Below are 21996 nucleotides of genomic sequence, written 5' to 3'. Positions count from 1 at the left end.
CACTACTTTACGTTAGCGTAAACGTCAATTGGCGAAGTTACCCCTGCCGCGGCGTAACATAGCCTGCGTTTACGTGCGCGTGTCGGGTTTTGGTGGCGAAGAAGGCGGGGTGACGGACGCGTCGGCCGACGGATCGCTAGTCAGGGGTGCAGGCGCAGGGTCAACCATTGGATCCGGCTTGGGCGGTTTCCGCTTTACCGGCGTCGAAGTATCTTTCAATACCACCACTTCCTGATCCAATTTCGTGACCGCAAACAATGACTTCGCAAATTGGAGTGGCAAGCGAATGCAGCCATGCGACGCAGGATAACCGGGCAGATGGCCGCCGTGTATGGCAATCCCGTCCCAAGTGAGCCGCTGCATATAAGGCATTGGTGCATTGCTATAGAGGTTGGATTTGTGATCGATATTTTTTTGCAGAATATTGAAAGCACCAATGGGCGTTTCTTTGCCTTTTTTACCTGAAGAAATCGTGCTGAAGCCAATCAGCTTGTCATTTTGAAATACATAGACCCGCTGCGTATCCAGCACGACGACAATCTTCATCGGCCCCTCATGGCGGTCTTGCGGGATCCACACATATTGCCCGGGCTTAAGCGTATCCACTGGCCCCTTTTTGGGGACGGGCTTTGGCGCAGGTGCGATGACGGGTGGTGTAATGACAGGTGGGACAACAACCGGCGGCGGCACCACATTTTCAGGGACCTCAGCTGGGCTAGCCGGTATGTTCGTCGGCACTGCTGGAACTGAATTCTGCGCGGCGACACCAACGGGCGCGCTCGCGAACAGCGCAAACGCACATATGACGTGCAATGTCCGGATTCCCACATTCGATTTCATGGAATTCGCTTTAAGCCCTTAAGATACAGCAACACACTGATTTTAGGTATCTTAGCAAACAACTCAGATGAATTCGATGTGAATTTTGCTGCAATCGGTAAAAACAACCTTGGGGGCAATGAGGTTAACTGTCCTAGTTTTGCGGCGAAGCGCCTGTGCGCTACTGTCGCTTGCAAACGTTCGTCCCTATCTCATTGTCATGATCATTGGTCGCAGACATTTTATCCAATCCGCCATTGCCGGTGCCAGCTTGCTTGCTGCGCCCTCGACGGCAACAGATATTGTTTTTGCCCCGGGAACAGGCAGCAACAGCGCGGGGTCACCCTCGCCGTTATTGCTCAGCCGCGCCAAAGCCGCGCTGGACATGCATAAAAGCCGCATTCGCAATCACGATCTCATCGCTATTGCCGATTTTTCGAAACCGTCACGCGACCCTCGTTTTTACGTCGTGGATTTGCGGAACGGTTCATCCGCGCATTATCTGGTGGCCCATGGAAAAGGGTCCGACCCTAGCCACAGCGGATGGGTCCAGAACTTCTCGAACGTTCATGGGTCCGAAGCGACATCAGCGGGCAGCTATCTCGTCGGCGATACCTATATCGGGCAATATGGCGAATCTCGCCGGCTCATTGGCTTGGATCCGCAGAACGACCAAGCCGAAGCGCGCGCGATTGTTATTCATCCGGCATGGTATGTGAACCAGTCTTTGATCCAGGATCAGGGCAAGATTGGCCGCAGCCAGGGTTGTTTTGCCTTCGCCAAAAATGACATCAACGTCATTCTCGAGCGCGTGGCCCCCGGCTGCCTGCTATATGCAGATAAAGTGTAATTTCAGCTGCCGATACCGGATTTGAATACACCGCAAATGATCCGTTTACCGCTGTTCCCGCTGGGGTCTGTTTTATAATCATCTGCTTTTTCGTGAATAACCAACGCACCACCATCGGCATCTAACAGCCCGGCAGGTCCTGAAATCACAAAATCAGGCAATTTATAGTCCAATGTTATTTTACGGTCAGCGCCAGCCGTTACATTTGGCAAATCGCCATGATGCGCGCCCATTGGATTATCCAAACCATGTTGTTTCATCTCGGGGTTCCAATGTGGTCCGGCAGACGTAAAATCCGGTCCTTGGCATGTTCCCACCGCATGAAGGTGCATGCCAAATGTTCCTTCTGCTGGCGCTTCGGCCGATAGGCTTAGGAACAGGCCGTCCCCGCGCCGCGATATGGTTGCAACGCCTGCCCGGCTGCCATCTGCCCGCGCAAGCTCAGCCGTGACGACTTCCGACGCTTCACCGGACTTTGTTGGCATAAGCGTCGCACAGCTCGCGAGGACCGGGATGAGTAGAACAGGCAGAAATGCGCGCATATTATGCTCCTATAGAAAAACGGCTTGGGGCAACATAACATCAACCCTGCGCCGCTCAATGTGTTTCACTCACTCAACGCGCCCATGCGCTGGGTTTAATCCCCTGCGCAAAAAGGAGCGCGGTCAAATCATTATGGCGCACCGCAAAATTGGCTGCGGCGGCAAGTTGCGGTCTAGGATGATAGCCAACGCCAAGGCCGTTGGCCGATACGGCCTCTGCGATCATCGGCATGTCATTTGCACCGTCGCCGACCGCAAGCGCAGAATTCAGGTCTAATCCCAACGCCCCTGCCGCAGATTGAAGCACCTTCCGCTTTGTCGCCGCGCCCACAATATCGGCAGCGAGACGTCCCGTCAGACGTCCCTGTTCAATCTCAAGGACATTGGCATGCACCTCTGCAAAGCCAAGCATGGCCGCAACGGGACCGGTAAAACTGGTGAAGCCCCCCGATACCAGCACAGCATGTGCACCCCATGCAGCCATGGTGCGCACCAATGTCTCTGCCCCAGGCATAGGACGGACGCGTTCATGCAGACATTGCTGGATCATGTCGGCATCAAGCCCAGAAAGCAACGCAACACGGGCCTTCAACGCCTCGGCAAAATCCAGCTCGCCCGCCATGGCCCGCTCGGTAATTGCGGCGATTTCGGGCTTTATTCCGGCAAAGTCAGCCAGCTCATCGATGCATTCGACCGTAATCATCGTGCTATCCATGTCGGACACCAACAGCATTTTGCGCCGTTGCTCTTCATATTGGACGACGACATCGACGCGATCTTCGAAGATGGCAACCGCGGTGCGCGCCTGCGCCAGCGTGCCGTCAAAAAATATGTCCACAGCCCTGCCCTCCGCCAGCCAGTCCGTGGTTGCTGGAACGCATGTATGTGCAGCCAATCGGTCGCAGGCTTCTGAAATAATGCCGCTTTCCAAAGAATCTGCTGCTATCAGGGTTAAGATGGGCATTTCGAATCCTAAAAAGATGGTCGCGCTTATTGCGGGTCCGACCGCAAGCGGCAAGACGGCATTAGCGCTGCAATTGGCAAAGTCGCGCAATGTCGTGATTATCAACGCCGACAGCGCGCAAGTTTATTCCGAACTGCAGATACTCAGCGCCCAACCGACCGAAAGCGAACAACGCAGCGCGCCGCACCGTTTATTCGGATATCTGGACGGCCAAACGCATTGTTCGGCGGCACGCTGGGCCAATGATGCCAAAGACGCGATTGACGAAGCGCATGATGCGGGCGCGCTGCCTGTACTGGTCGGTGGCAGTGGCCTATATATTCAAACATTACTCGACGGCATTGCACCGATACCCGACATTGATCCGGAATTGCGCGCCCGCATTCGGACACTGCCCGTGGCACAAGCTTATGAAGCGCTTCAAAAGCGCGACCCCGCTATGGCCGCGACCTTAGGCCCTGCGGATATCATCCGAATTACCCGCGCGCTTGAGGTTATTGAGGGCACTGGGCGCAGTGTAAGCGAATGGCGCAAAATTAAGACGGGCGGCATCGCGCAAGACATCGTGTTGCGCCCGCTCCTCCTCTTGCCACCGCGCGAATGGCTGTATCAAAGGTGCGACATGCGGTTTGAACAGATGATGCAAAGCGGTGCTATTCAGGAAGTTGAAGCCTTATTGGCGCAGCAAATGCCCCATGATGCGCCAATCATGCGGGCCATTGGCGTTCCAGAGATCGCCGCGCTTCTTGGCGGCACTATGTCAGAGGCAGAAGCCATCGAACGCGGCCAAATTGCGACCCGCCAATATGCAAAGCGGCAGTTTACCTGGTTCAGGAACCAAGCGCCCACCGCATGGCCCCGCATCATCGATGAAATAAATGATTCAAATAGACGGTATTTTGAAACAATATTTCAATGATTATCGTTGACATGTCATTTTGTAATCTCTAGCTAGCCCGCTCTTGCCTACTGTGTTGCGCTGCAACATAGGGCAGTTTCATAATGAGTGAGGACTTTACAGTGCCCGAAAAATCCGGTGCAGAAATTTTGATCGATACCTTGATCGAACAGGGTGTGGACACCGTATTCGGCTATCCCGGCGGCGCAGTTCTGCCGATTTATGATGCGCTCTTTCAGCATAAGAAAATCCGTCACGTACTCGTCCGTCACGAAGCGGGCGCTGCGCATGCCGCAGAAGGTTACGCGCGTTCGACGGGCAAGCCGGGCGTTGTACTGGTCACGTCAGGCCCCGGCGCGACCAATGCCGTCACCGGCATTGCGGATGCTTTCATGGATTCCATTCCACTCATTGTTCTTACGGGACAAGTTGCCACCAACTTGATCGGCTCAGACGCGTTTCAGGAAGCCGACACAGTGGGCATCACGCGCCACTGTTCAAAGCACAATTATCTTGTGAAAGATCCCGCGGACCTCGCATCCACCGTGCGTGAGGCTTTTGCCATCGCAACCAAAGGACGCCCCGGCCCCGTTGTCATCGACATTCCGAAAAACGTTCAGGTTGCAACGGCATCCACCGACGTAAAGCGCCCAACGTCATCGCGGTTTAGCCCTGCGGGCGAAGCCGATTACGCCGAAATCAACCGCGCGGTTGAGCTTTTGGCCAATGCGAAGGCGCCAATCCTCTATACCGGCGGCGGCATCATCAATTCCGGACCCGATGCAAGTGCGGCGCTGCGTGAACTCGCCGAACTGTGCGGCGCGCCTGTCACCTCAACCCTCATGGGCCTTGGCGCATATCCTGCCTCCGGCGACGCATGGCTTGGTATGCTTGGCATGCATGGCACATATGAAGCCAATATGGCGATGAACCAGTGCGACGTGATGCTATGCCTAGGCGCGCGTTTCGACGACCGCGTAACTGGTCGCTTGGATGCCTTCTCACCCGACAGCATCAAAATCCACATCGATATAGACCGCAGTTCGATGAACAAAACGGTACGCGTTGATCTGCCCATCGTGGCGGATGTTGGCGCGGCGATGCGGCAAATGATCGAAGTGTGGAAAGGCCGTAAATATAAAGCCGCGGCGTTGGATGACTGGTGGGCACGTATCAAGGGCTGGCGCGCAGTCGACTGCCTCAGCTACACCGGCAGCACGCAGGAAATCATGCCGCAATATGCGATTGAGCGTTTGTTCGTGGCCACTAAAGACAAAGCGCCGATCATCACGACGGAAGTTGGGCAGCACCAAATGTGGGCGGCACAGCATTTCCATTTTGATGCCCCCAACAAATGGCTCACCAGCGGCGGCTTGGGAACCATGGGCTATGGCCTGCCCGCAGCGGTCGGTGCACAAATGGGTAATCCGGACGCGCTGGTGATCGATATCGCTGGCGAAGCGTCGATCCAGATGAATATTCAGGAAATGGCAACCGCCACCCAATATCGTTTGCCGGTCAAGGTCTTCATCCTGAACAATGAATGGATGGGCATGGTACGCCAGTGGCAAGAGCTGACCTATGAAAGCCGGTTCTCGGAGAGCTATTCAGACAGCTTGCCCGATTTTGTGGCGCTAGCCGAAGCTTATGGATGGAAAGGCATACGTTGTAGTGACCCGGCCAAGCTGGATGAGGCCATATCCGAAATGCTTGCCCATGACGGCCCGGTGATGTTCGACTGCCGCGTGCACAAAACCGCAAATTGCTTCCCCATGATACCGTCAGGCGCGGCCCATACCGACATGATCCTGCATTCCGATGAAGTATCAGGGACGATGGACGACGAAGCAAAGGCGCTCGTATAATGCATATCAAACAGGAACTCACCGAACGGCATGTGCTCACGCTGACCGTCGACAACGAAGCCGGCACGCTGGCGCGGATCGCGGGTATGTTTACCTCGCGCGGTTACAACATCGACAGTTTGACCGTTGCCGACATCAGCGAAGATCATGCGATTAGCCGGATTACCATCGTGACCCGCGGGCCACCGCCGGTCATCGACCAGATCATTGCGCAATGTGAACGCCTGATCCCGGTGCACAAAGTCACGGACCTGACCGAAGCTGGCCCCCATGTCGAGCGAGAGCTTGCGTTGGTTAAGGTGCGCGGCACCGGCGACCAACGGGTTGAGGCCATGCGCCTTGCCGATATTTATCGTGCCCGCGTGATCGACGCGACTGTCAACAGCTTCATTTTTGAGATAACCGGCGGCCCGGACAAGATCGACACGTTCGTCGCGTTGATGCGCGAAGTCGGCCTGGTTGAAGTCGGCAGAACCGGAATTGTCGGCCTGATGCGCGGAGCCGAAGGCAGCTAAATTTCATCGTCAAAATATTACGCCGTTGAAAGTAAGACCCTGAAACACATTCCGGGTGACGGCAAAGCAGAAGGACCAAAACATGAAAGTATTTTACGACGCAGATTGCGATCTGGGCCTGATCAAGGACAAGAAAGTCGCGATTGTTGGTTATGGTAGCCAAGGCCATGCACATGCACAGAATCTGCGCGACAGCGGCGTTGCGGACGTAGCCATTGCGTTGCGTGCTGGATCGGCCACCGCGAAAAAGGCTGAAGCCGCTGGCTTTAAGGTATTGGCGAATGCCGATGCAGCAGCGTGGGCAGATATCTTGATGGTACTGGCACCTGACGAGCATCAGGCCGCCATTTACGCCGATGACTTGCATGCAAATATGAAGCCCGGCGCGGCGCTTGCCTTTGCCCATGGCCTCAACGTCCATTTCGGCCTTATCGAACCACGCGCAGACATTGATGTCATCATGATCGCGCCAAAGGGCCCAGGCCACACCGTGCGCAGCGAATATCAAAAAGGCGGCGGCGTGCCTTGCCTTATCGCGGTCGCGCAAAATTCATCGGGCAATGCCCATGACATCGCGCTTGCTTATGCAAGCGGTGTTGGCGGCGGACGCAGCGGCATCATCGAAACCAACTTCCGCGAAGAGTGCGAAACCGATCTGTTCGGTGAACAGGCCGTATTGTGCGGCGGCATCACGCACCTTATCCAAGCAGGCTTCGAAACACTGACTGAGGCGGGCTATGCCCCTGAAATGGCGTATTTCGAATGCTTGCACGAAACCAAGCTCATCGTTGACCTTCTATATGAAGGTGGCATCGCCAACATGCGCTATTCGATCTCCAACACCGCAGAATATGGCGACATCACGACTGGCCCGCGCATCATTACCGATGAGACCAAAGCGGAAATGAAGCGCGTTCTTGCGGACATTCAATCCGGCCGTTTTGTAAAGAACTTCGTTCTGGACAACCGTGCGGGACAACCAGAGCTTAAGGCCGCACGCAAAGCTGCTGCCGCGCATCCAATCGAAGCAACTGGCGCAAAACTGCGCGCTATGATGCCTTGGATCGCCAAGAATAAGCTGGTTGATCAAGCCAAAAACTAATCTTCTTGGCATCTTGACAGTTAAGGGGGAGGCATCGACACTGGTGCCTCCCCTTTTTCATGTCTGGAGCAATTTTATGCGCAAGCTTTTATGTGCCCTTCCCCTCTTCGCGGCAGTCCCCCTGATCGCACAGAGCGCACCGCAAACCCCCGGCGCAGTCGATGTCACGCGCGTGACCGCAGGAACGTACAACACCGATCCCGGACACACTCTGATCGGCTGGCGGGTTAGCCATTTCGGTTTCAACGACTATTTTGGTATCTTCGGCGATGCGACGGGGACATTGGTTCTGGACCCTGCAAAGCCAAATGCATCAACGGTCGATATCACTATTCCTATAGGCAAAGTCACAACCGCGAGCGCTGGCCTCACGGGCCATTTGCTTCGTGCTGGCAAAGAAGGGGGCAAAGCTGACTTTTTCGGTCCAGCACCAGCGGATGCAAAATTTGTGTCCACCAGCGTGGTCGCCAAGGGCACGACAGCCAAAATCACGGGTAATCTGACGCTGAACGGCATCACCAAGCCAGTCGTGCTCGACACGACCTTTTCAGGGGCTGGCAACAATCCGTTCAATAAAAAACCAACCGTCGGCTTTCACGCCACCGCTGTCATCAAACGCAGCGAATTTGGCATTAGCTATGCCGTTCCTATGATTTCGGACGAGGTAAAGCTCGACATTAGCGTCGCCTTTGAAAAGGCGAGCTAAAGATCAAAAATAAAACGCCGCAAATGCACAAAGGCGATAATCTTTCCGCGCTTTGTGCCTTTGCGGCGTCATGTGCATATCTTGCTGGCTACGCCAACCTTGGGATATAATTAGCCCCGGAAAGCCGCATCCAAAGCAACCTTCGCTGCGCGATACTCGGCCTCAAGCTGATCAACAAATTGTGCCACAGTTTGCACTTCCTTGATCGCGCCGATACCCTGGCCTGAACCCCAGATATCCTTCCAAGCCTTGGCTTCGCTATTGCCGCCCGAACCAAAGTTCATCGTGGAAATATCGCCCTTTGGCAGATTGTTGGGGTCCATCCCTGCGCGCTCGATCGACTGGCGCAGATAATTGCCGCTGACGCCGGTAAACAGGTCGGAATAAACAATGTCCGCCGCGTTTGCTTCAACGATATTCTCTTTGTAGCCATCAACGGCATTGGCTTCCTTCGTCGCGATGAACGCGCTGCCGATATAGCCAAAATCTGCACCCATGGCTTGCGCGGCCAACACAGACGCACCGTGCGCAATCGATCCGGACAATGCCACCGGTCCATCAAACCACTCACGAATTTCGCGCATCAATGCGAATGGTGAGGTTACGCCAGCATGTCCGCCAGCACCTGCAGCGACGGGAATAAGGCCATCAGCGCCCTTCTCAATTGCCTTATGCGCGAAACGGTCATTGATGACGTCATGAAAGGCAATACCGCCCCAGCTATGTACGGCCTGGTTCAATTCTTCCTGCGCGCCTAGCGACGTGATTGTGATCGGAACTTGCCATTTCGCGCAGACGGCCAAATCCTCCTGCAACCGGTTATTTGATTTATGCACGATCTGGTTCACCGCATAAGGCGCGGCAGGACGCGTGGGATTGTCGCGGTTATGTGCGGCGAGTTCTTCAGTGATCTGGTGCAACCATTCGTCCAGCTGGCTGGCCGGACGCGCATTGAGCGCCGGGAATGAACCGACGACACCGGCCTTGCATTGTGCAATCACAAGCTCTGGGCCTGAAACGATAAAAAGCGGCGATCCAATCACCGGAAGACGAAGATTGTCGAAAATTGCCGGAAGTGCCATGCGCCGAATCCCTTGTTAAATGACCATTTAAATGTGGGTTAGCGCCTGCACATTGCGGCTGTCAAATGGCTGGCACGGAACGAGCCATTACGTAAGGTTAGGCGGACGTGATTTTTCATGCACGCCCGCCTTTAGATCACCTTACGCGCCGTTAGCGGCACTCAAAATCGCCCGAACGGACGCGGTTGCGACATCCCTGCTGATACCGACACCGAACAAAATAGGGCCATCGCCCACGCGGCACTCAACATAGGCAGCAGCGCGTGCATCGGTGCCGTGGCCGATTGCGTGCTCGCTATAATCAATGATGTCCAGCGGCCCTCCAAGAGCGTCCTCAAGGGCGTTGGCAAGGCTTGAGATAAGTCCATTGCCGCGACCGCTGACGCTTTGTTCGACGCCATCGATGCGGATATTGCCTGCGAAGATCCGCTCATCCAGTTGACGCTGGCTTTGGCTTTCGCGGAAGTCGAGCAACCGGAAGCGCCCTTCACCTTTCAGATGATAGCGCTTTTCAAACGCCTCCCAGATGTCGGCACTGGTCAACTCCCGGCCCGTGGTGTCGGACAATTCCTGCACCGTGGTCGAGAAATTAGCCTGCATACGCTTCGGCAGTTTGAGGCCGTGGTCCTGCTCGATAACCCAGGCGACACCGCCCTTGCCGCTTTGCGAATTTACGCGGATGACGGCTTCGTATGACCGGCCCAAATCCGCTGGATCGATTGGCAAATAAGGAACCCGCCAAATTTCGTCATTTTGCCGTTCATGCGCGGCAAAACCCTTTTTAATGGCGTCTTGGTGCGATCCGGAAAAGGCCGTGAACACCAATTCACCGGCATATGGGTGACGCGGATGGACCGGCAGTTGATTGCAATATTCAACGGTCTGAATGACCTCATCGATATTGCTGAAATCAAGACCGGGGTTCAGCCCTTGCGTATACATGTTCAGCGCCAGCGTGACGAGGTCGACATTGCCCGTGCGTTCGCCATTGCCGAACAGGCAGCCTTCAATCCGGTCGCCGCCCGCCAACAGGCCAAGCTCCGCCGCAGCGATGCCACTGCCCCGGTCGTTATGCGGATGCAGGCTGATGACAACCGCATCACGCGCGCTGATATGTTTGCACATCCATTCGATCTGGTCGGCATATACATTGGGCATCGCGGCTTCGATGGTGGCTGGCAAATTCAGGATCAGTGGCTTGGCAGCGGTCGGTTTCAAAACCTCCATCACCGCCTCGCTCACCTCAAGGCTGAATTCGAGTTCTGCGGTCGAAAAGGTTTCGGGGCTATATTCAAAATGCCAGTCGGTTTCGGGGAAGCGCGCGGCTTGCTCCATCAACATATGCGCGCCTTCAACCGCGATGGCCTTCACCCCCGCTTTGTCGAGGTTGAAGACAATGTCCCGCCAAGCGGGGCTGACGGCATTATACAGATGCACAATCGCACGCGGCGCGCCCGCCATGCTTTCGAACGTTTTCTCAATAAGGTCGCGCCGTGACTGCGTCAGGCTCTGGATCATCACATCATCGGGAATGCTTCCGCTATCGACCAAACCACGGATAAAATCGAAATCTGTCGCACCGGAGCTTGGGAAACCAACTTCGATTTCCTTCACGCCCACTTTCAGGAGAAGATCAAAAAAGCGGCGCTTTTTCTCGGAGCCCATCGGATCGATCAGCGCCTGATTGCCATCGCGCAAGTCGGTCGAAAGCCAGCGGGGCGGAGCGTCTATGGTACGATTTGGCCACTGACGATCGGGCAGGTCAACTTGCGGGAATGCGCGGTATTTACGGGATGGATCAGCTAACATCATGTTCTTTGCAACTTCGCTATTGCGCCCATTATATGGGCTGTAAGACTTGGCGGGGTTTCATGAAGCCCTTAGGCGGCCTGCCGAACGATGCCGACACCAAGCGCACGCCTAAGGGCGTGTAAGTCGTAGAAGGTGCAAGGTCGCGTTGTGCAAAGACATTATGTTGCGGCGATAGCCATTCAAAGCAACATTCGTCCAGTATAAAATTTATGGGCATTCATTTAGTTGCCAAGCAAATGGCGCGAGCCATTTGCTATTGGGCGGAGTTTATGGCCTCTTTACCGGTAACGAAGCGTGCGTTTACTTTGCCCTCCTCAGGGATGGGCGTCACGACAACAACCTCATCTGCATGCAAGCCGGGCAGCTCAAGGGCGCGATCATATGCCCCTTGCGTGGCAAGGTCGTGCACAAGGCGCACCACATAACGCATAGCTTCATGCACGGGCAGCTGCGGATGCGCGAAGCTAAGTTCCTGATCGCATAGCCACGCCAACCCTGTGGTTTGCACAATATCCACCGTCGACATATCAAAGCCAACACATAACAACGCCGGAAAGGCCGCACCTTTGGTATATTGCGCGACAGCCTCCGCGTAATAATCATATCCGGAAACAACAGCCGCCGGAGACCAAAACACGGCTTTGATGCCGAGGTTGCATCCCAAAACGTCGCCAAGCTCCAGCATAGCCTGAACAATTGCGGGAATAATGCGGCCAGATGCAACCGCTGGACCCAAATCAATGTGTACGGCGGACTGGATATCCGAGAGGTCAGCGTTGCAAAAAATGTGGTGCGTTGCCGCTGGCGCAGGGCACGACTGCAACGCATAGGTAAAAGAAACTCCGCTAAACAGCAGACTGCCCGATAGACTCATCGGGTTACTGCCGTCATCAAATGTGATGCCAAGCCGGTCGAAATCGACGGATTGCCACATTTCTCTCAAATCGGCGCAGCTATCCGCCGAAAGCAATGCCATAACCGACATACGATCTTCCAATCGAAGTTCCTTTTTGTTCGTATTGGTCGAAACAAAAAGGTTCAAGCGATTTTGCGACGATACATGGTCAACGCGGCGCAGCTTGTTAAATTTCGACTTGGCTTCCCAGTTCGACCACCCGATTGCTGGGCAGTTTGAAGAACTCCATGGCGTTTGCCGCATTGCGCAACATCCATGCGAAAATCTTTTCGCGCCAGATCGCCATACCGGGCATCTTCGACGCAATCAGCGTCTGCCGGGACAGGAAGAAGCTGGTGTGCATCATATCAAACTTTGGACCGCACAGATCAACCAAATCCAGTGTCGCGGGGACATTGGTTTCTTCCAAAAAGCCAAAGCGCATTTTGACGCGATAGAAACCTTCACCAAGGTCTTTGCAGATAATCCGTTCGCCGGTTTCGACGAAGGGGACATCCTCAATTTGTACAGTGAGGATGATGACGCGTTCATGCAAAATGCGGTTGTGCTTGATGTTATGCAGCAAAGCCGAAGGAACGCCGCTCGCGGCCGACGCCATAAAAATCGCCGTACCCGGAACCCGCGTCGCGCTATTTGCCGCCGATTTGATGAAGATTTCCATCGGCATGGTGCTTTCGGCCATACGCTCCCGCATCAGCGCGCGGCCACGTGACCATGTCGTCAGCAAGGTGAAGATCACCAAACCAATCAGCAGTGGCACCCAGCCGCCCGACGGGACCTTGAGCAGATTTGCGCCGAAATAGGCAAAGTCAACGATGAAGAACAACGCCAATATCGGAATGGCTTTCCACTTTGGCCATTTCCAAAGCGACACGAGCACGACCGCGATCAGGCAGGTATCGATAAACATCGCGCCCGTGACCGCGATGCCATAAGCAGCGGCAAGGTTTGACGAAGACTGGAAGAACAGCACCAACAAGAGAACCATCACCGCCAGCCCCCAATTGATTGCCGGAATATAAATCTGGCCTGCGGCTTTCTCACTCGTGTGCAGAATGCTCAAGCGTGGCATGAAGCCCAACTGAATGGCTTGTTGTGTTAAAGAGAATGCACCCGAAATCACGGCTTGGCTGGCGATAATCGCGGCCAAAATCGTCAATATGATGACAGGCGTGCTAATGATGTCCGGCACCATCAGGAAGAACGGGTCACGAATGGCCATCTGGGCTTCCTCAGGCGTCATCGACAGGATCATTGCCCCCTGCCCCATATAGTTCAGCATCAACGCAGGCAGAACAAAGAACAGCCAACTGAACTTAATTGGGCGCCGTCCAAAATGCCCCATATCGGCATAGAGCGCCTCGGCTCCGGTAACGGCAAGCACCACAGTGCCCATCGCGACAAATGCGCGGAAGCCATCAACATAAAAGAAATAAAAGGCGTTTAGCGGGTTCAGAACATCCAGAATGATCAACGGCATCTTTGTAAGATGCATAATGCCAAGGCCCGCCAGCGTCGCAAAATAGACCAGCATGATCGGCCCGAACCATGCGCCGACCTTGGCGGTACCACGCGACTGGAACGCAAAAAGCGCGCCAATAATCAAGACGGATATGGGCAAGATCCAGGCGCTAAAGCCTTGGTTGACATATTTGAGACCTTCCGCCGCGGACAAGATCGACATCGCCGGCGTAATCATGGAGTCGCCATAGAAAAGGGCGGTTGCAAAAACGCCAAGCATCACGAACGGCGCGGTCCATTTTGCGCCCGCAGTCTGCCGGTTGATCAGCGCGAGGAGGGCAAGACTTCCGCCCTCGCCTTTATTGTCGGCTTTCATGATCGTGAAGACATATTTGAATGTCACAACGATCATCATCGACCAAAAAACGAGACTTAGCACACCATTAATGTGCATCGGATCTGGGGTGATGGGATGATGTCCGGCGAACGTTTCGCGAAACGCATAAATCGGGCTGGTCCCGATGTCGCCAAACACAACGCCAACTGTGCCAACGCACAAAGCGAGCAACGACCCCTTCGGGGCATGGCTTTTATGTTGATCTTGCTCGCTATGACCAAAATCGTCTGCGGCTTGCGGTCCAACCATTTCGTTTCCCCGGCGTTTCCCCCGATTGCCCCAGAAGCAGTCAGGACGCGCGCATTAGCATGGCCACCACCCCATCACAACAAAGCAATGACGCCCGTTATTTGCATTAAAAATAAATTATATCAGTTACTTAGGTGCATTGGCCGCTTGCGCACTAGCGGCCTGCGCCTGCAATGCCTTCGCCGCTTGCAGTTGCGACTCAATCCGTGCCTTCCACTTGGCTTGCGGTGTTGCAAGCGACACGGTCTTTTCCCAGAGCAAAATGGCTCCGTCGAGATCCCCAGCAAAGAGCCGCGCAAGCCCCGCGAAATAATATGGCGCAGGATAATTGGGCCGGATTGCCCGCGCCTTATCAAATGCCAATTGCGCCGGCGGCGACATTTGGCCTTCGCTTGCGAGCATCAGTTGCAAACCCAATGCCGACCACAAATCAGGGTTGTTGGGGTCTTGGCGCAGGCCAGCTTGAATATAGGTTGCGGAAAGCGGGTAATCGCCCTGCTTGGCAAAGGAGTCCGCGGTAACAAGCCAGCGTTTTGCGCTGCCAAAGCTTTGATCCATGTCTGCCCGTATGTTGACCAACTGGTTCGCGGCGACTTCGCTTGCCGCCAGTGGCTTGGCCGGTGACGATGGTGTCGTGGGCCGTCCCTGAAGCGCGTATCCCGTCATGCCCAATAGAATGACAGCTGCGGCAATCTGCCACAAACCTCTCGACGATCGGACATTCCAGACGAGCACGGCTAGGCTGAGTACCGCCAAAATGCCAAGTGCAAACCAACCGTTCATGCGTCCCTCCGGAATAGCCCGCGCGCCAACCAAATGCCCGCAATCAGGATCAATAAGGGCGTTAGCCAAAGCAGCAGCCCTACCCCCTTCATATCAGGTTCGAAGCTGACCCATTCACCATAGCGCGCGATCATCCAGCCACGAATGGCCTCGGGCTTTTGCCCCGCTGCAATTTGTTGCCGCACCTCCGCGCGCATCGTACCCGCCATGTGCGCGTCACTATCGGCGATCGATTGCCCCTGACATTGAATGCAGCGCAGGCTGTGCATCAACTTGGTCGCCGCCGCTTCTTGTGCGGGATCAGGCAGCTGACGGTTCGCCAATGCAGGCGCGGGGCCGCTGCCTTGCGCGAACACGGGTGTTGCAAGCATCAGAAAGATTAGCGCGAGCACTCTCATTTCGCGGCGTTCACTTTTTCAATCAGCATCGGGACATGTTCGGCACGGATATCACCGATATGCTGATACAGTATCGTGCCGTCACCGCCGATGACATAAGTTTCCGGAACCCCTGACGATCCAAGCTTAAGCTGAACCGCCATTTCGCTGTCCGATCCAATCCGCCGGAACGGGTTGCCGAATTCGTTCAGAAATGCTGCAACGTCTTCGGGTCTGTCGCGAATGGCGATGGCGTCAATTTCGATACCTGCCTTTTTCAACGCCTCAAGATACGGCGCTTCCGCCTTGCACGGTAGGCACCAACTGGCAAAAATGTTCAGCAAACGGGGCTTTCCGTCGGCCATATCGGCGCTGGCCAAACCTTCGACACCCGCCGTTGCTGCGGGCAATGAAAATGCTGGCAGCTTTTGGCCAATCATCGCCGAATGCACTTGATCGTCTTTGGGGACGGCTAGGCCGTACATCGCCAGACCACCGATAAAGGCGACCACCGCAAGCGGGATCCACAGAAGCCAGGGCCGGTTCATGTCGCCTGCCACTTGCTTTTAGCAGGCTTTTTCGCGCGCCGGAACATGCGGCCAAGCAGCGCAATTATACCACCAACAGCGATTAACATTCCGCCATACCAAATGAACGGCACAAAGGGTTTCCACCACAAGCGTACTTGCCAGCGGCCATCCCCCTCTTGGTCGGGCTGCGCAATGACGGCATAAAGTTGGCCATTCCAACGTGTCAGTAATGCCGCCTCACTCGTTTGCATTTCAGGCTTGAAAAACTGCCGTGATTGCGGACGAAGCACAAAGGCATTGCCATTTTTCACGGCATGCAGTTGCCCCTCGACTGCAACCCAATTGTCACCGACAACAGGATTGACGTCGTCAAGCTTTACTTTCCAGCCTACGATTTCCGCGCTTTCACCCGGGGCAAGCGCGGTCAATGTTTCGGACGAAAATCCGGACTCTGCCGCCATGCCAAAAACGCTGACGGCAATGCCGAAATGCGCAATGACCATACCGAATATAGGTAATGGTGTGCGCAGCAATTTGCGGCCGCGTAAAGGCAGCCACGCGGCGATAGCCAATGCCAATGACAAAGCGACGCCAAGCAACGGGAACAGTCCAACGTCAGGCGCAAATTTCCACACAGCGATGCCGCTCCACAACAAAATTGCAGCGCCCCCGATAAGCCAATATTTTAGGCGTTTGAGATCATCACGGCGCCAGCGCAGCATCGGGCCAATCAAAAGGGCAAGCATCAACAGTACAGCAATGGGCACCGTTGCCTTGTTGAAATAGGGCGGGCCAACCGAAATCTTGTCACCCATCGCTTCGGCGGCCAACGGGTACAGCGTGCCGATGAGCACCACGGCAAGGATAACGCTCAGGAAGATATTGTTCGCCACAATGCCGCCTTCGCGGCTGATGAGCTGAAACGGCTCGCCTTGCTTGACCGAACCAATGCGCAAAGCAAAGATCACAAACGCTAGGCTGGTGTATATCAGCATCAAAGCAAGGATGAACGCCCCGCGTTCCGGATCGACTGCAAATGCGTGAACGCTGGTTAAAATACCCGACCGCACCAAGAACGTCCCAGCCATCGACATTGCAAATGCAACGAGCGCCAGCATGATCGTCCATGCGCGCAAAGCGTTTCGGGTCGCAAGTACGCTGACCGAATGCAAAAGCGCAGTCGCCGCGAGCCAGGGCAGCAGAGATGCGTTTTCAACGGGGTCCCAGAACCACCAGCCACCCCAGCCAAGCTCATAATAGGCCCAATAGCTGCCGGCGGTGATGCCGATGGTCAGGAATATCCACGCCGCCAACACCCATGGCCGCATCGCCCGTGCAAAGGCTGGCCCAACCTGATTGGTCAGCAGTGCCCCCACGGCAAAGGAAAAGGCGATCGAAAGCCCCACATAACCGAAATATAAAGTCGGCGGATGGAACGCGAGGCCAATGTCCTGAAGCAATGGATTCAATCCATTCCCTTCAACAGGCGCAGGGACGAGGCGCTCAAACGGGTTTGACGCGAACAAAAGGAACCCAAAAAAGCCAAGGGCAATGAATGCCTGCACCGCCAACGTGGCATTGAGCGTTTTGGACTCAATCCGCTTTTCCAACAGCGCAATCGCAGCGCCGGATACCGACAAAACCGATACCCACAGCAGCATCGAGCCTTCATGGTTGCCCCATGTGCCCGCAAGCTTGAAAATCAGTGGCTTATCAATGTGGCTATTGCTGGCGACCAACAACACCGACAGGTCGGTGACGTAAAACAGCCACATCAGCGCGAGAAACGCGAAGGCACATAAAGCACCTTGGGCATAGGCGGCAGGCTTAATCAGCGGCACAAGCTGCCCAGCGCCGCCGCGCAACAATGTCATGCCGCCTATAAGTTGAAGCAACGCCATTGCGGCGGCCAGCCACAATGCGGCAAGTCCTGCCTCTGCCATTATGTCAAAGCCCTCATTTTGAAAGCGTGTCCTTTGTATGTTCTGCGGAAGTCATGTCGATATCCGCCAGTTCTTTGGGCACATAATTTTCGTCATGCTTCGCCAACAGGCTGTCCGCGATAAAGATGCCGTCGGCGCCAAGCCGGCCATCTGCAACCACACCAGATCCTTCAACGAACAGATCGGGCGTAATACCGCGATAGGTTACTTTTTGCGTTTTATCCTTGTCCTGCACCGTAAAGGTAATGGAAACGCCATCGGGCGCGCGGACGATTGAGCCCTTTTGCACCATTCCGCCAAGCCGAATGGCCTTACCCGGCGCAACATTGGCATTGGCCAAGGTGGTGGGCGTGTAAAAATACGACGCTTCTTCCCGCAGCGCCGCCGCCGCGATCAGGCCAGCCCCGATCAAGGCGAAAACCGAAATCACGGCTAGCAGCAGGCGTTGATGCTTGGGTTTCATGGCTGTTGCCTCAATTCATCTGCCGAAGCCTCTGCACGACGCATGGCAAGATAACTGGAAATCAACAGCCAGCTCATGCCAATGCCAGTCACGGCGAACGACGCGATAATGAACGGTGCGTGCGGCATCAATAGTCCGCCATCCGGCGCATACGCGCCTCAATCCGCATTTCAGCCAACGCCGTGCGCATCCGCATCAACACCAACGCGCCGAACAACAGGCTGAAGCCTGCAACAGACACAAAAAGCGGCACAAGATAGGCTTGATCGATGGAAGATCCACCCAAGGTAATGCTCGCCTTTTGGTGCTGGCTTTCCCACCAGATGACGGATCGGTTGATAATCGGAATGTTGACGGCACCGATGATGCCGAAAACGGCGGCGACGCGGCTCGTATCGCCCTTCTCGCTCGACGCATTCGAAAGCGCGATATATCCAAGATATAGAAAGAATAGCACCAGCATGGATGTCAGCCGGCCATCCCAGACCCACCATGTACCCCATGTTGGCCGACCCCAAATCGACCCGGTGATCAGGCAAATCGCCGCAAAGGTCGCGCCGGGTACCGCAATTGCGCGCGCCGAAACGCCAGCAAGCGGATGGCGCCAGACCAGCTGAACGATGCTCGCAATCGCAATGCCCGTCCATCCACCCATACCCAACCAAGCGGCGGGCACATGAACGAACATAATTTTTACGGTATCCCCCATAAGGCGCTCAGTCGGCGTAAAGAACGCCCCCCACAAGCAAGCCCCGAGCGTCAAAGCGATGCCCAGCCACAACAGCCAAGGCGTAAGTGGCTTTGCGATTCGCAAAAAGCGGGCAGGATTGGCGAAACGATGCATAACTGGGCGACGCATCTAGCACCACCAAAGCGTTACGCCAATGGATTCGGTATCAGCGGCCAATAAGCTTTTGTGCCATATTGTCGGCGACTTCAGCTGGCGTATTTCCGGTCGAATCACTTTCATTCCAGATTGCCGCCAATCGGCCTGCGATCGCATCGACGCGCCGGTTAATCTCGGCATCGTCGGCATTTTCGATCTGGCGCAGTACGTTGATAATACCGCCTGCGTTAATGACATAATCCGGCGCATATAAAATACCGCGGTCGGCGAGCATCCGCCCTTCAGGGCCGGTTGCCAGCTGGTTGTTTGCACCACCGGCGACAGCGCGCACTTTTAACGCGGCTACGCTGGCCTCGGTCAGTACCGCACCCAGCGCGCACGGGCTGAACACATCGGCTTCCAATGTCATAATGGCATCGGCCGCAACACTTTGCCCACCCAGTTCGCGCGCAAGATCTGCAGCGCGCTGCGCGTCAACATCTGCAAGCGTCAGCTTGGCGCCCTCTGCCGCCAGATAACGCGCGAGCCCGCCACCGACGCTACCAACGCCCTGAATGGCCACATGGACGCCATGAAGGTCGTCGGTACCAAGCGCATGCTTGACCGCTGCCTTGACGCCCAGAAAGACGCCACGCGCGGTATACGGCCCAGGATCACCACCTTGATCAGGAAGTCCGGCAACATGCGGAGTAACCTTGGAAACGGCGACCATGTCCGCTTCGGAAATGCCCACATCCTGCGCAGTGATATATTTGCCGCCGAGCGAGTCGACCGCACGTCCAAACGCTTCAAGCAGTTCTTGCGGCTTTGCCCGCTGCGGATTCGCCAAAATGACGGCCTTACCACCACCGGCCGAAAGTCCGGCCATGGCGTTTTTGTAGCTCATGCCGCGCGACAGCCGAAGCGCGTCGGTAATCGCCGCCTGTGAGTCGGCATAATGCCAGAAACGCGTTCCGCCAGCCGCTGGCCCCAAATGGGTCGAGTGCACCGCAATGACGGCCTTGAGACCCGTGTCACGGTCATCAAACACATGGACCGCTTCATGCGAGTCAAAATCTGGCAAATCCCAAATGGCGGGCATCTCGTCACTCCCAAATACGGACGAATTCATTCCAACGGCAATCGGAATCAAATTACACATCGACGTAATAATATTACGCAATGCGAAAGTCACTCGGATTATGCGGGGGGAATAAATGGGGCGACCGAGGGGTCTTGAACCCCCGACCTCTGGTACCACAAACCAGCGCTCTAACCAACTGAGCTACGGTCGCCATAGCGCCACTAAGGCAGGCGCGTTCCTATATTTTGGCCTTAAGATTATCACATGCCGGGCGTCAACCCGGCACGCTGATTATCTTACTTCTTAAGGCTAAGGCCACCAAAGCGCTTGTTGAACTGCGCAACGCGGCCGCCTGTGTCGAGCATACGGCCCGAACCACCGGTCCATGCGGGGTGCGAAGTCGGGTCAATATCCAGAGCCAATGTGTCGCCTTCCTTGCCCCAAGTGGAGCGTGTTTCGAAGACGGTGCCATCGGTCATCTGCACCTTGATCATGTGATAATCGGGGTGAATATCGGCTTTCATATATAATTCCTTTGTTCAGCGACCGGTTTCCGACCGGAAGCCCTAAATTCGGAAGCGCCGCGCATAGCGGTGGACGCCAGTTATAGCAAGATTCAATTATCCGCGAATATCATCACGCTGGCGGATCGGCGATCATGGCCATGAATTCGGCTTCCGCCGCGACCTGATCGCCCATCATCGCACGCCCCGCGAATTTGCAGACACGCGGACGCTTTTGCACAAATTCGACATTCAGATGCAGCAAGCAACCCGGCTCAACGGGCGCACGGAACTTGGCATTGTCGATCGACATGAAATATACGAGCTTACCCGAGCCAATCAACCCAAGGCTCTCCATTGCTAAAACGCCAGCCGCTTGGGCCAGCGCTTCGACAATCAGCACGCCGGGCATGATAGGTCGTCCAGGGAAATGTCCCTGAAAAAACCCTTCGTTGATTGTTACGGCTTTGATCGCGCTGATGCGCTCATCAGGGACAAGCTGTTCAACGCGGTCAACCAGCAACATCGGGTAGCGGTGCGGGAGCACCGACATAACCCGGCGGACGTCATAGTTGCTAAAATCAGCCCCGCTCATTCCGCTTAGCGGCTTTCAGGCTGTGCTGCAGGGTTCGCTGGTGCAGCAGCACGTGGCTGCGCCGCAGCGGCCTGAGCGGCTTGCATCTGCGCTGCGTTGTTAAACAACTGCTGAATTTGCTGATACAAAGCGCCAATCTGACGCGACGGACGATAGCCCGCAGGGGGCGTGATTGATGCTGCTGGAATAGCTTTATCCAGCTCAGCGGTAATCGCAGACGTTACGTCAACGGCTTCAGGGGCCCAAACAAATGCGTCCGGTGCCAAAATGACGCTGATTTTCTTTGCAGCAATAACCGCCTGCTGCGCAGCTTCATACTTCACAGCGACCTGCTCAACGGCATATAATTGCGCCAAGATGATCGGTTCTTGAAGCGTATTGATTTCCTTTTGCTTTTCATCAAGCTGCGCCAGCAAAGGGTTTTTCGCCTTAATGGCAGCGTCAAGCTCAGCCTGCGTCAGCTCTTTATCCTTATTGGTATCAAGCTGCGCATTGATGTTGTTGATTTCCTGACGCTTGGTTTGCATCTGCTGAACAGCGGCTGCATATTGCGTGCCGATCTGCTGATACGCCGTGCCAAGTGCCTTTGAACGGGCAATAGCGACCGATGTTTCAGCGGTTGCAATGCCGGATACCTGAGCCGTTGCAGGAACAGCGATGGCTGTTGCGGACAAAAGAGCTGCCACGATGGCGGTGTTACGAATTTTCATTAGA

General features: G+C 55.3%; 24 protein-coding genes and 1 tRNA gene. 6 read left to right on the top strand and 19 right to left on the bottom strand.

Going from position 1 to position 21996, the window contains the following annotated elements; genetic code table 11:
* Positions 1-69: 69 nt before the first annotated feature.
* Positions 70-840, bottom strand: a complete 771-nt coding sequence (locus tag ACIQ5B_RS03680; RefSeq protein ID WP_397597842.1) for a L,D-transpeptidase family protein — start codon at positions 838-840, stop codon at positions 70-72.
* A 199-nt stretch (positions 841-1039) separates the two neighbouring features.
* Here ACIQ5B_RS03680 and ACIQ5B_RS03675 point away from each other — a divergent pair, with 199 nt between their 5' ends.
* Complete coding sequence (locus tag ACIQ5B_RS03675) at positions 1040-1669, top strand: murein L,D-transpeptidase catalytic domain family protein (protein ID WP_397597841.1); 630 nt, start codon at positions 1040-1042, stop codon at positions 1667-1669.
* A gap of 2 nt (positions 1670-1671) precedes the next feature.
* On the opposite strand, the gene ACIQ5B_RS03670 is transcribed toward ACIQ5B_RS03675, so the two are convergent.
* Positions 1672-2211, bottom strand: a complete 540-nt coding sequence (locus ACIQ5B_RS03670) for a superoxide dismutase family protein (protein WP_397597840.1) — start codon at positions 2209-2211, stop codon at positions 1672-1674.
* A gap of 73 nt (positions 2212-2284) precedes the next feature.
* On the bottom strand, positions 2285-3175 hold the full coding sequence (gene serB / locus ACIQ5B_RS03665; RefSeq protein WP_397597839.1) for a phosphoserine phosphatase SerB: 891 nt from the start codon (positions 3173-3175) through the stop codon (positions 2285-2287).
* Positions 3176-3191: 16 nt separating this feature from the next.
* Between serB and miaA the strand changes: the two genes are divergently transcribed.
* The 5 genes from miaA (at position 3192) to ACIQ5B_RS03640 (ending at position 8261) form a co-directional block, all read left to right on the top strand.
* Complete coding sequence (gene miaA, locus ACIQ5B_RS03660; RefSeq protein ID WP_397597838.1) at positions 3192-4094, top strand: tRNA (adenosine(37)-N6)-dimethylallyltransferase MiaA; 903 nt, start codon at positions 3192-3194, stop codon at positions 4092-4094.
* 83 nt (positions 4095-4177) lie between these two features.
* Entirely contained in the window at positions 4178-5938 is a 1761-nt protein-coding gene (locus ACIQ5B_RS03655) for an acetolactate synthase 3 large subunit (RefSeq protein ID WP_397597837.1), read from the top strand.
* Positions 5938-6453 carry an acetolactate synthase small subunit gene (ilvN, locus tag ACIQ5B_RS03650; protein WP_395628567.1) on the top strand — a complete coding sequence of 172 codons (516 nt, stop codon included), beginning with the start codon at positions 5938-5940 and terminating at the stop codon, positions 6451-6453. The genes ACIQ5B_RS03655 and ilvN overlap by 1 nt, the downstream gene beginning before the upstream one ends.
* 82 nt (positions 6454-6535) lie before the next feature.
* Positions 6536-7555: a ketol-acid reductoisomerase gene (gene ilvC / locus ACIQ5B_RS03645; protein ID WP_397575096.1), complete on the top strand. Its 1020-nt coding sequence runs from the start codon at positions 6536-6538 to the stop codon at positions 7553-7555.
* Between the two features lie 76 nt (positions 7556-7631).
* Positions 7632-8261, top strand: a complete 630-nt coding sequence (locus ACIQ5B_RS03640) for a YceI family protein (protein WP_397597836.1) — start codon at positions 7632-7634, stop codon at positions 8259-8261.
* A 110-nt stretch (positions 8262-8371) separates the two neighbouring features.
* On the opposite strand, the gene ACIQ5B_RS03635 is transcribed toward ACIQ5B_RS03640, so the two are convergent.
* The 16 genes from ACIQ5B_RS03635 to ACIQ5B_RS03560 form a co-directional block, all read right to left on the bottom strand.
* Positions 8372-9343 (bottom strand): NAD(P)H-dependent flavin oxidoreductase, encoded by a 972-nt coding sequence (locus ACIQ5B_RS03635; RefSeq protein WP_397597835.1) that lies wholly within the window; start codon positions 9341-9343, stop codon positions 8372-8374.
* A 141-nt stretch (positions 9344-9484) separates the two neighbouring features.
* Positions 9485-11155: a 2-isopropylmalate synthase gene (gene leuA / locus ACIQ5B_RS03630; protein ID WP_397597834.1), complete on the bottom strand. Its 1671-nt coding sequence runs from the start codon at positions 11153-11155 to the stop codon at positions 9485-9487.
* A gap of 253 nt (positions 11156-11408) precedes the next feature.
* On the bottom strand, positions 11409-12152 hold the full coding sequence (locus ACIQ5B_RS03625; RefSeq protein ID WP_397597833.1) for a hypothetical protein: 744 nt from the start codon (positions 12150-12152) through the stop codon (positions 11409-11411).
* An 85-nt stretch (positions 12153-12237) separates the two neighbouring features.
* Positions 12238-14178, bottom strand: a complete 1941-nt coding sequence (locus tag ACIQ5B_RS03620; protein WP_397597832.1) for a potassium transporter Kup — start codon at positions 14176-14178, stop codon at positions 12238-12240.
* 126 nt (positions 14179-14304) lie between these two features.
* Complete coding sequence (locus ACIQ5B_RS03615; RefSeq protein ID WP_397597831.1) at positions 14305-14961, bottom strand: tetratricopeptide repeat protein; 657 nt, start codon at positions 14959-14961, stop codon at positions 14305-14307.
* Positions 14958-15359, bottom strand: coding sequence for a cytochrome c-type biogenesis protein CcmH (locus ACIQ5B_RS03610; RefSeq protein WP_397597830.1), 402 nt, complete (start codon positions 15357-15359; stop codon positions 14958-14960). The genes ACIQ5B_RS03615 and ACIQ5B_RS03610 overlap by 4 nt, the downstream gene beginning before the upstream one ends.
* Positions 15356-15886 (bottom strand): DsbE family thiol:disulfide interchange protein, encoded by a 531-nt coding sequence (locus ACIQ5B_RS03605; RefSeq protein ID WP_397597829.1) that lies wholly within the window; start codon positions 15884-15886, stop codon positions 15356-15358. Before ACIQ5B_RS03605 ends, ACIQ5B_RS03610 begins: the two co-directional genes overlap by 4 nt.
* Positions 15883-17814, bottom strand: coding sequence for a heme lyase CcmF/NrfE family subunit (locus tag ACIQ5B_RS03600; RefSeq protein ID WP_397597849.1), 1932 nt, complete (start codon positions 17812-17814; stop codon positions 15883-15885). Before ACIQ5B_RS03600 ends, ACIQ5B_RS03605 begins: the two co-directional genes overlap by 4 nt.
* 10 nt (positions 17815-17824) lie before the next feature.
* Entirely contained in the window at positions 17825-18274 is a 450-nt protein-coding gene (gene ccmE / locus ACIQ5B_RS03595; RefSeq protein WP_397597828.1) for a cytochrome c maturation protein CcmE, read from the bottom strand.
* A complete protein-coding gene (gene ccmD, locus ACIQ5B_RS03590) occupies positions 18271-18402 on the bottom strand; it encodes a heme exporter protein CcmD (protein WP_333790361.1) in 132 nt (43 codons plus the stop codon). Before ccmD ends, ccmE begins: the two co-directional genes overlap by 4 nt.
* Positions 18402-19118 carry a heme ABC transporter permease CcmC gene (ccmC, locus tag ACIQ5B_RS03585; protein ID WP_397597848.1) on the bottom strand — a complete coding sequence of 239 codons (717 nt, stop codon included), beginning with the start codon at positions 19116-19118 and terminating at the stop codon, positions 18402-18404. The genes ccmD and ccmC overlap by 1 nt, the downstream gene beginning before the upstream one ends.
* Before the next feature lie 52 nt (positions 19119-19170).
* Positions 19171-20202, bottom strand: coding sequence for a Leu/Phe/Val dehydrogenase (locus tag ACIQ5B_RS03580; protein ID WP_397597847.1), 1032 nt, complete (start codon positions 20200-20202; stop codon positions 19171-19173).
* Between the two features lie 116 nt (positions 20203-20318).
* Positions 20319-20395, bottom strand: a tRNA-His gene (locus tag ACIQ5B_RS03575).
* A gap of 85 nt (positions 20396-20480) precedes the next feature.
* Positions 20481-20708, bottom strand: coding sequence for a 50S ribosomal protein L31 (gene rpmE / locus ACIQ5B_RS03570; RefSeq protein WP_125230382.1), 228 nt, complete (start codon positions 20706-20708; stop codon positions 20481-20483).
* Between the two features lie 112 nt (positions 20709-20820).
* Positions 20821-21282, bottom strand: a complete 462-nt coding sequence (gene fabZ / locus ACIQ5B_RS03565) for a 3-hydroxyacyl-ACP dehydratase FabZ (protein WP_397597827.1) — start codon at positions 21280-21282, stop codon at positions 20821-20823.
* Positions 21283-21287: 5 nt separating this feature from the next.
* A partial coding sequence (locus tag ACIQ5B_RS03560; protein ID WP_397597826.1) for an OmpH family outer membrane protein occupies positions 21288-21996 on the bottom strand: 709 nt, incomplete at its 5' end.

It is taken from the genome of Sphingorhabdus sp. (assembly GCF_044374345.1).
In the GTDB taxonomy this organism is placed as follows: domain Bacteria; phylum Pseudomonadota; class Alphaproteobacteria; order Sphingomonadales; family Sphingomonadaceae; genus Sphingorhabdus_B.
The sequence above is the reverse complement of the archived record's forward strand: the minus strand, read 5'-3'. Positions and strand labels throughout refer to the sequence as shown.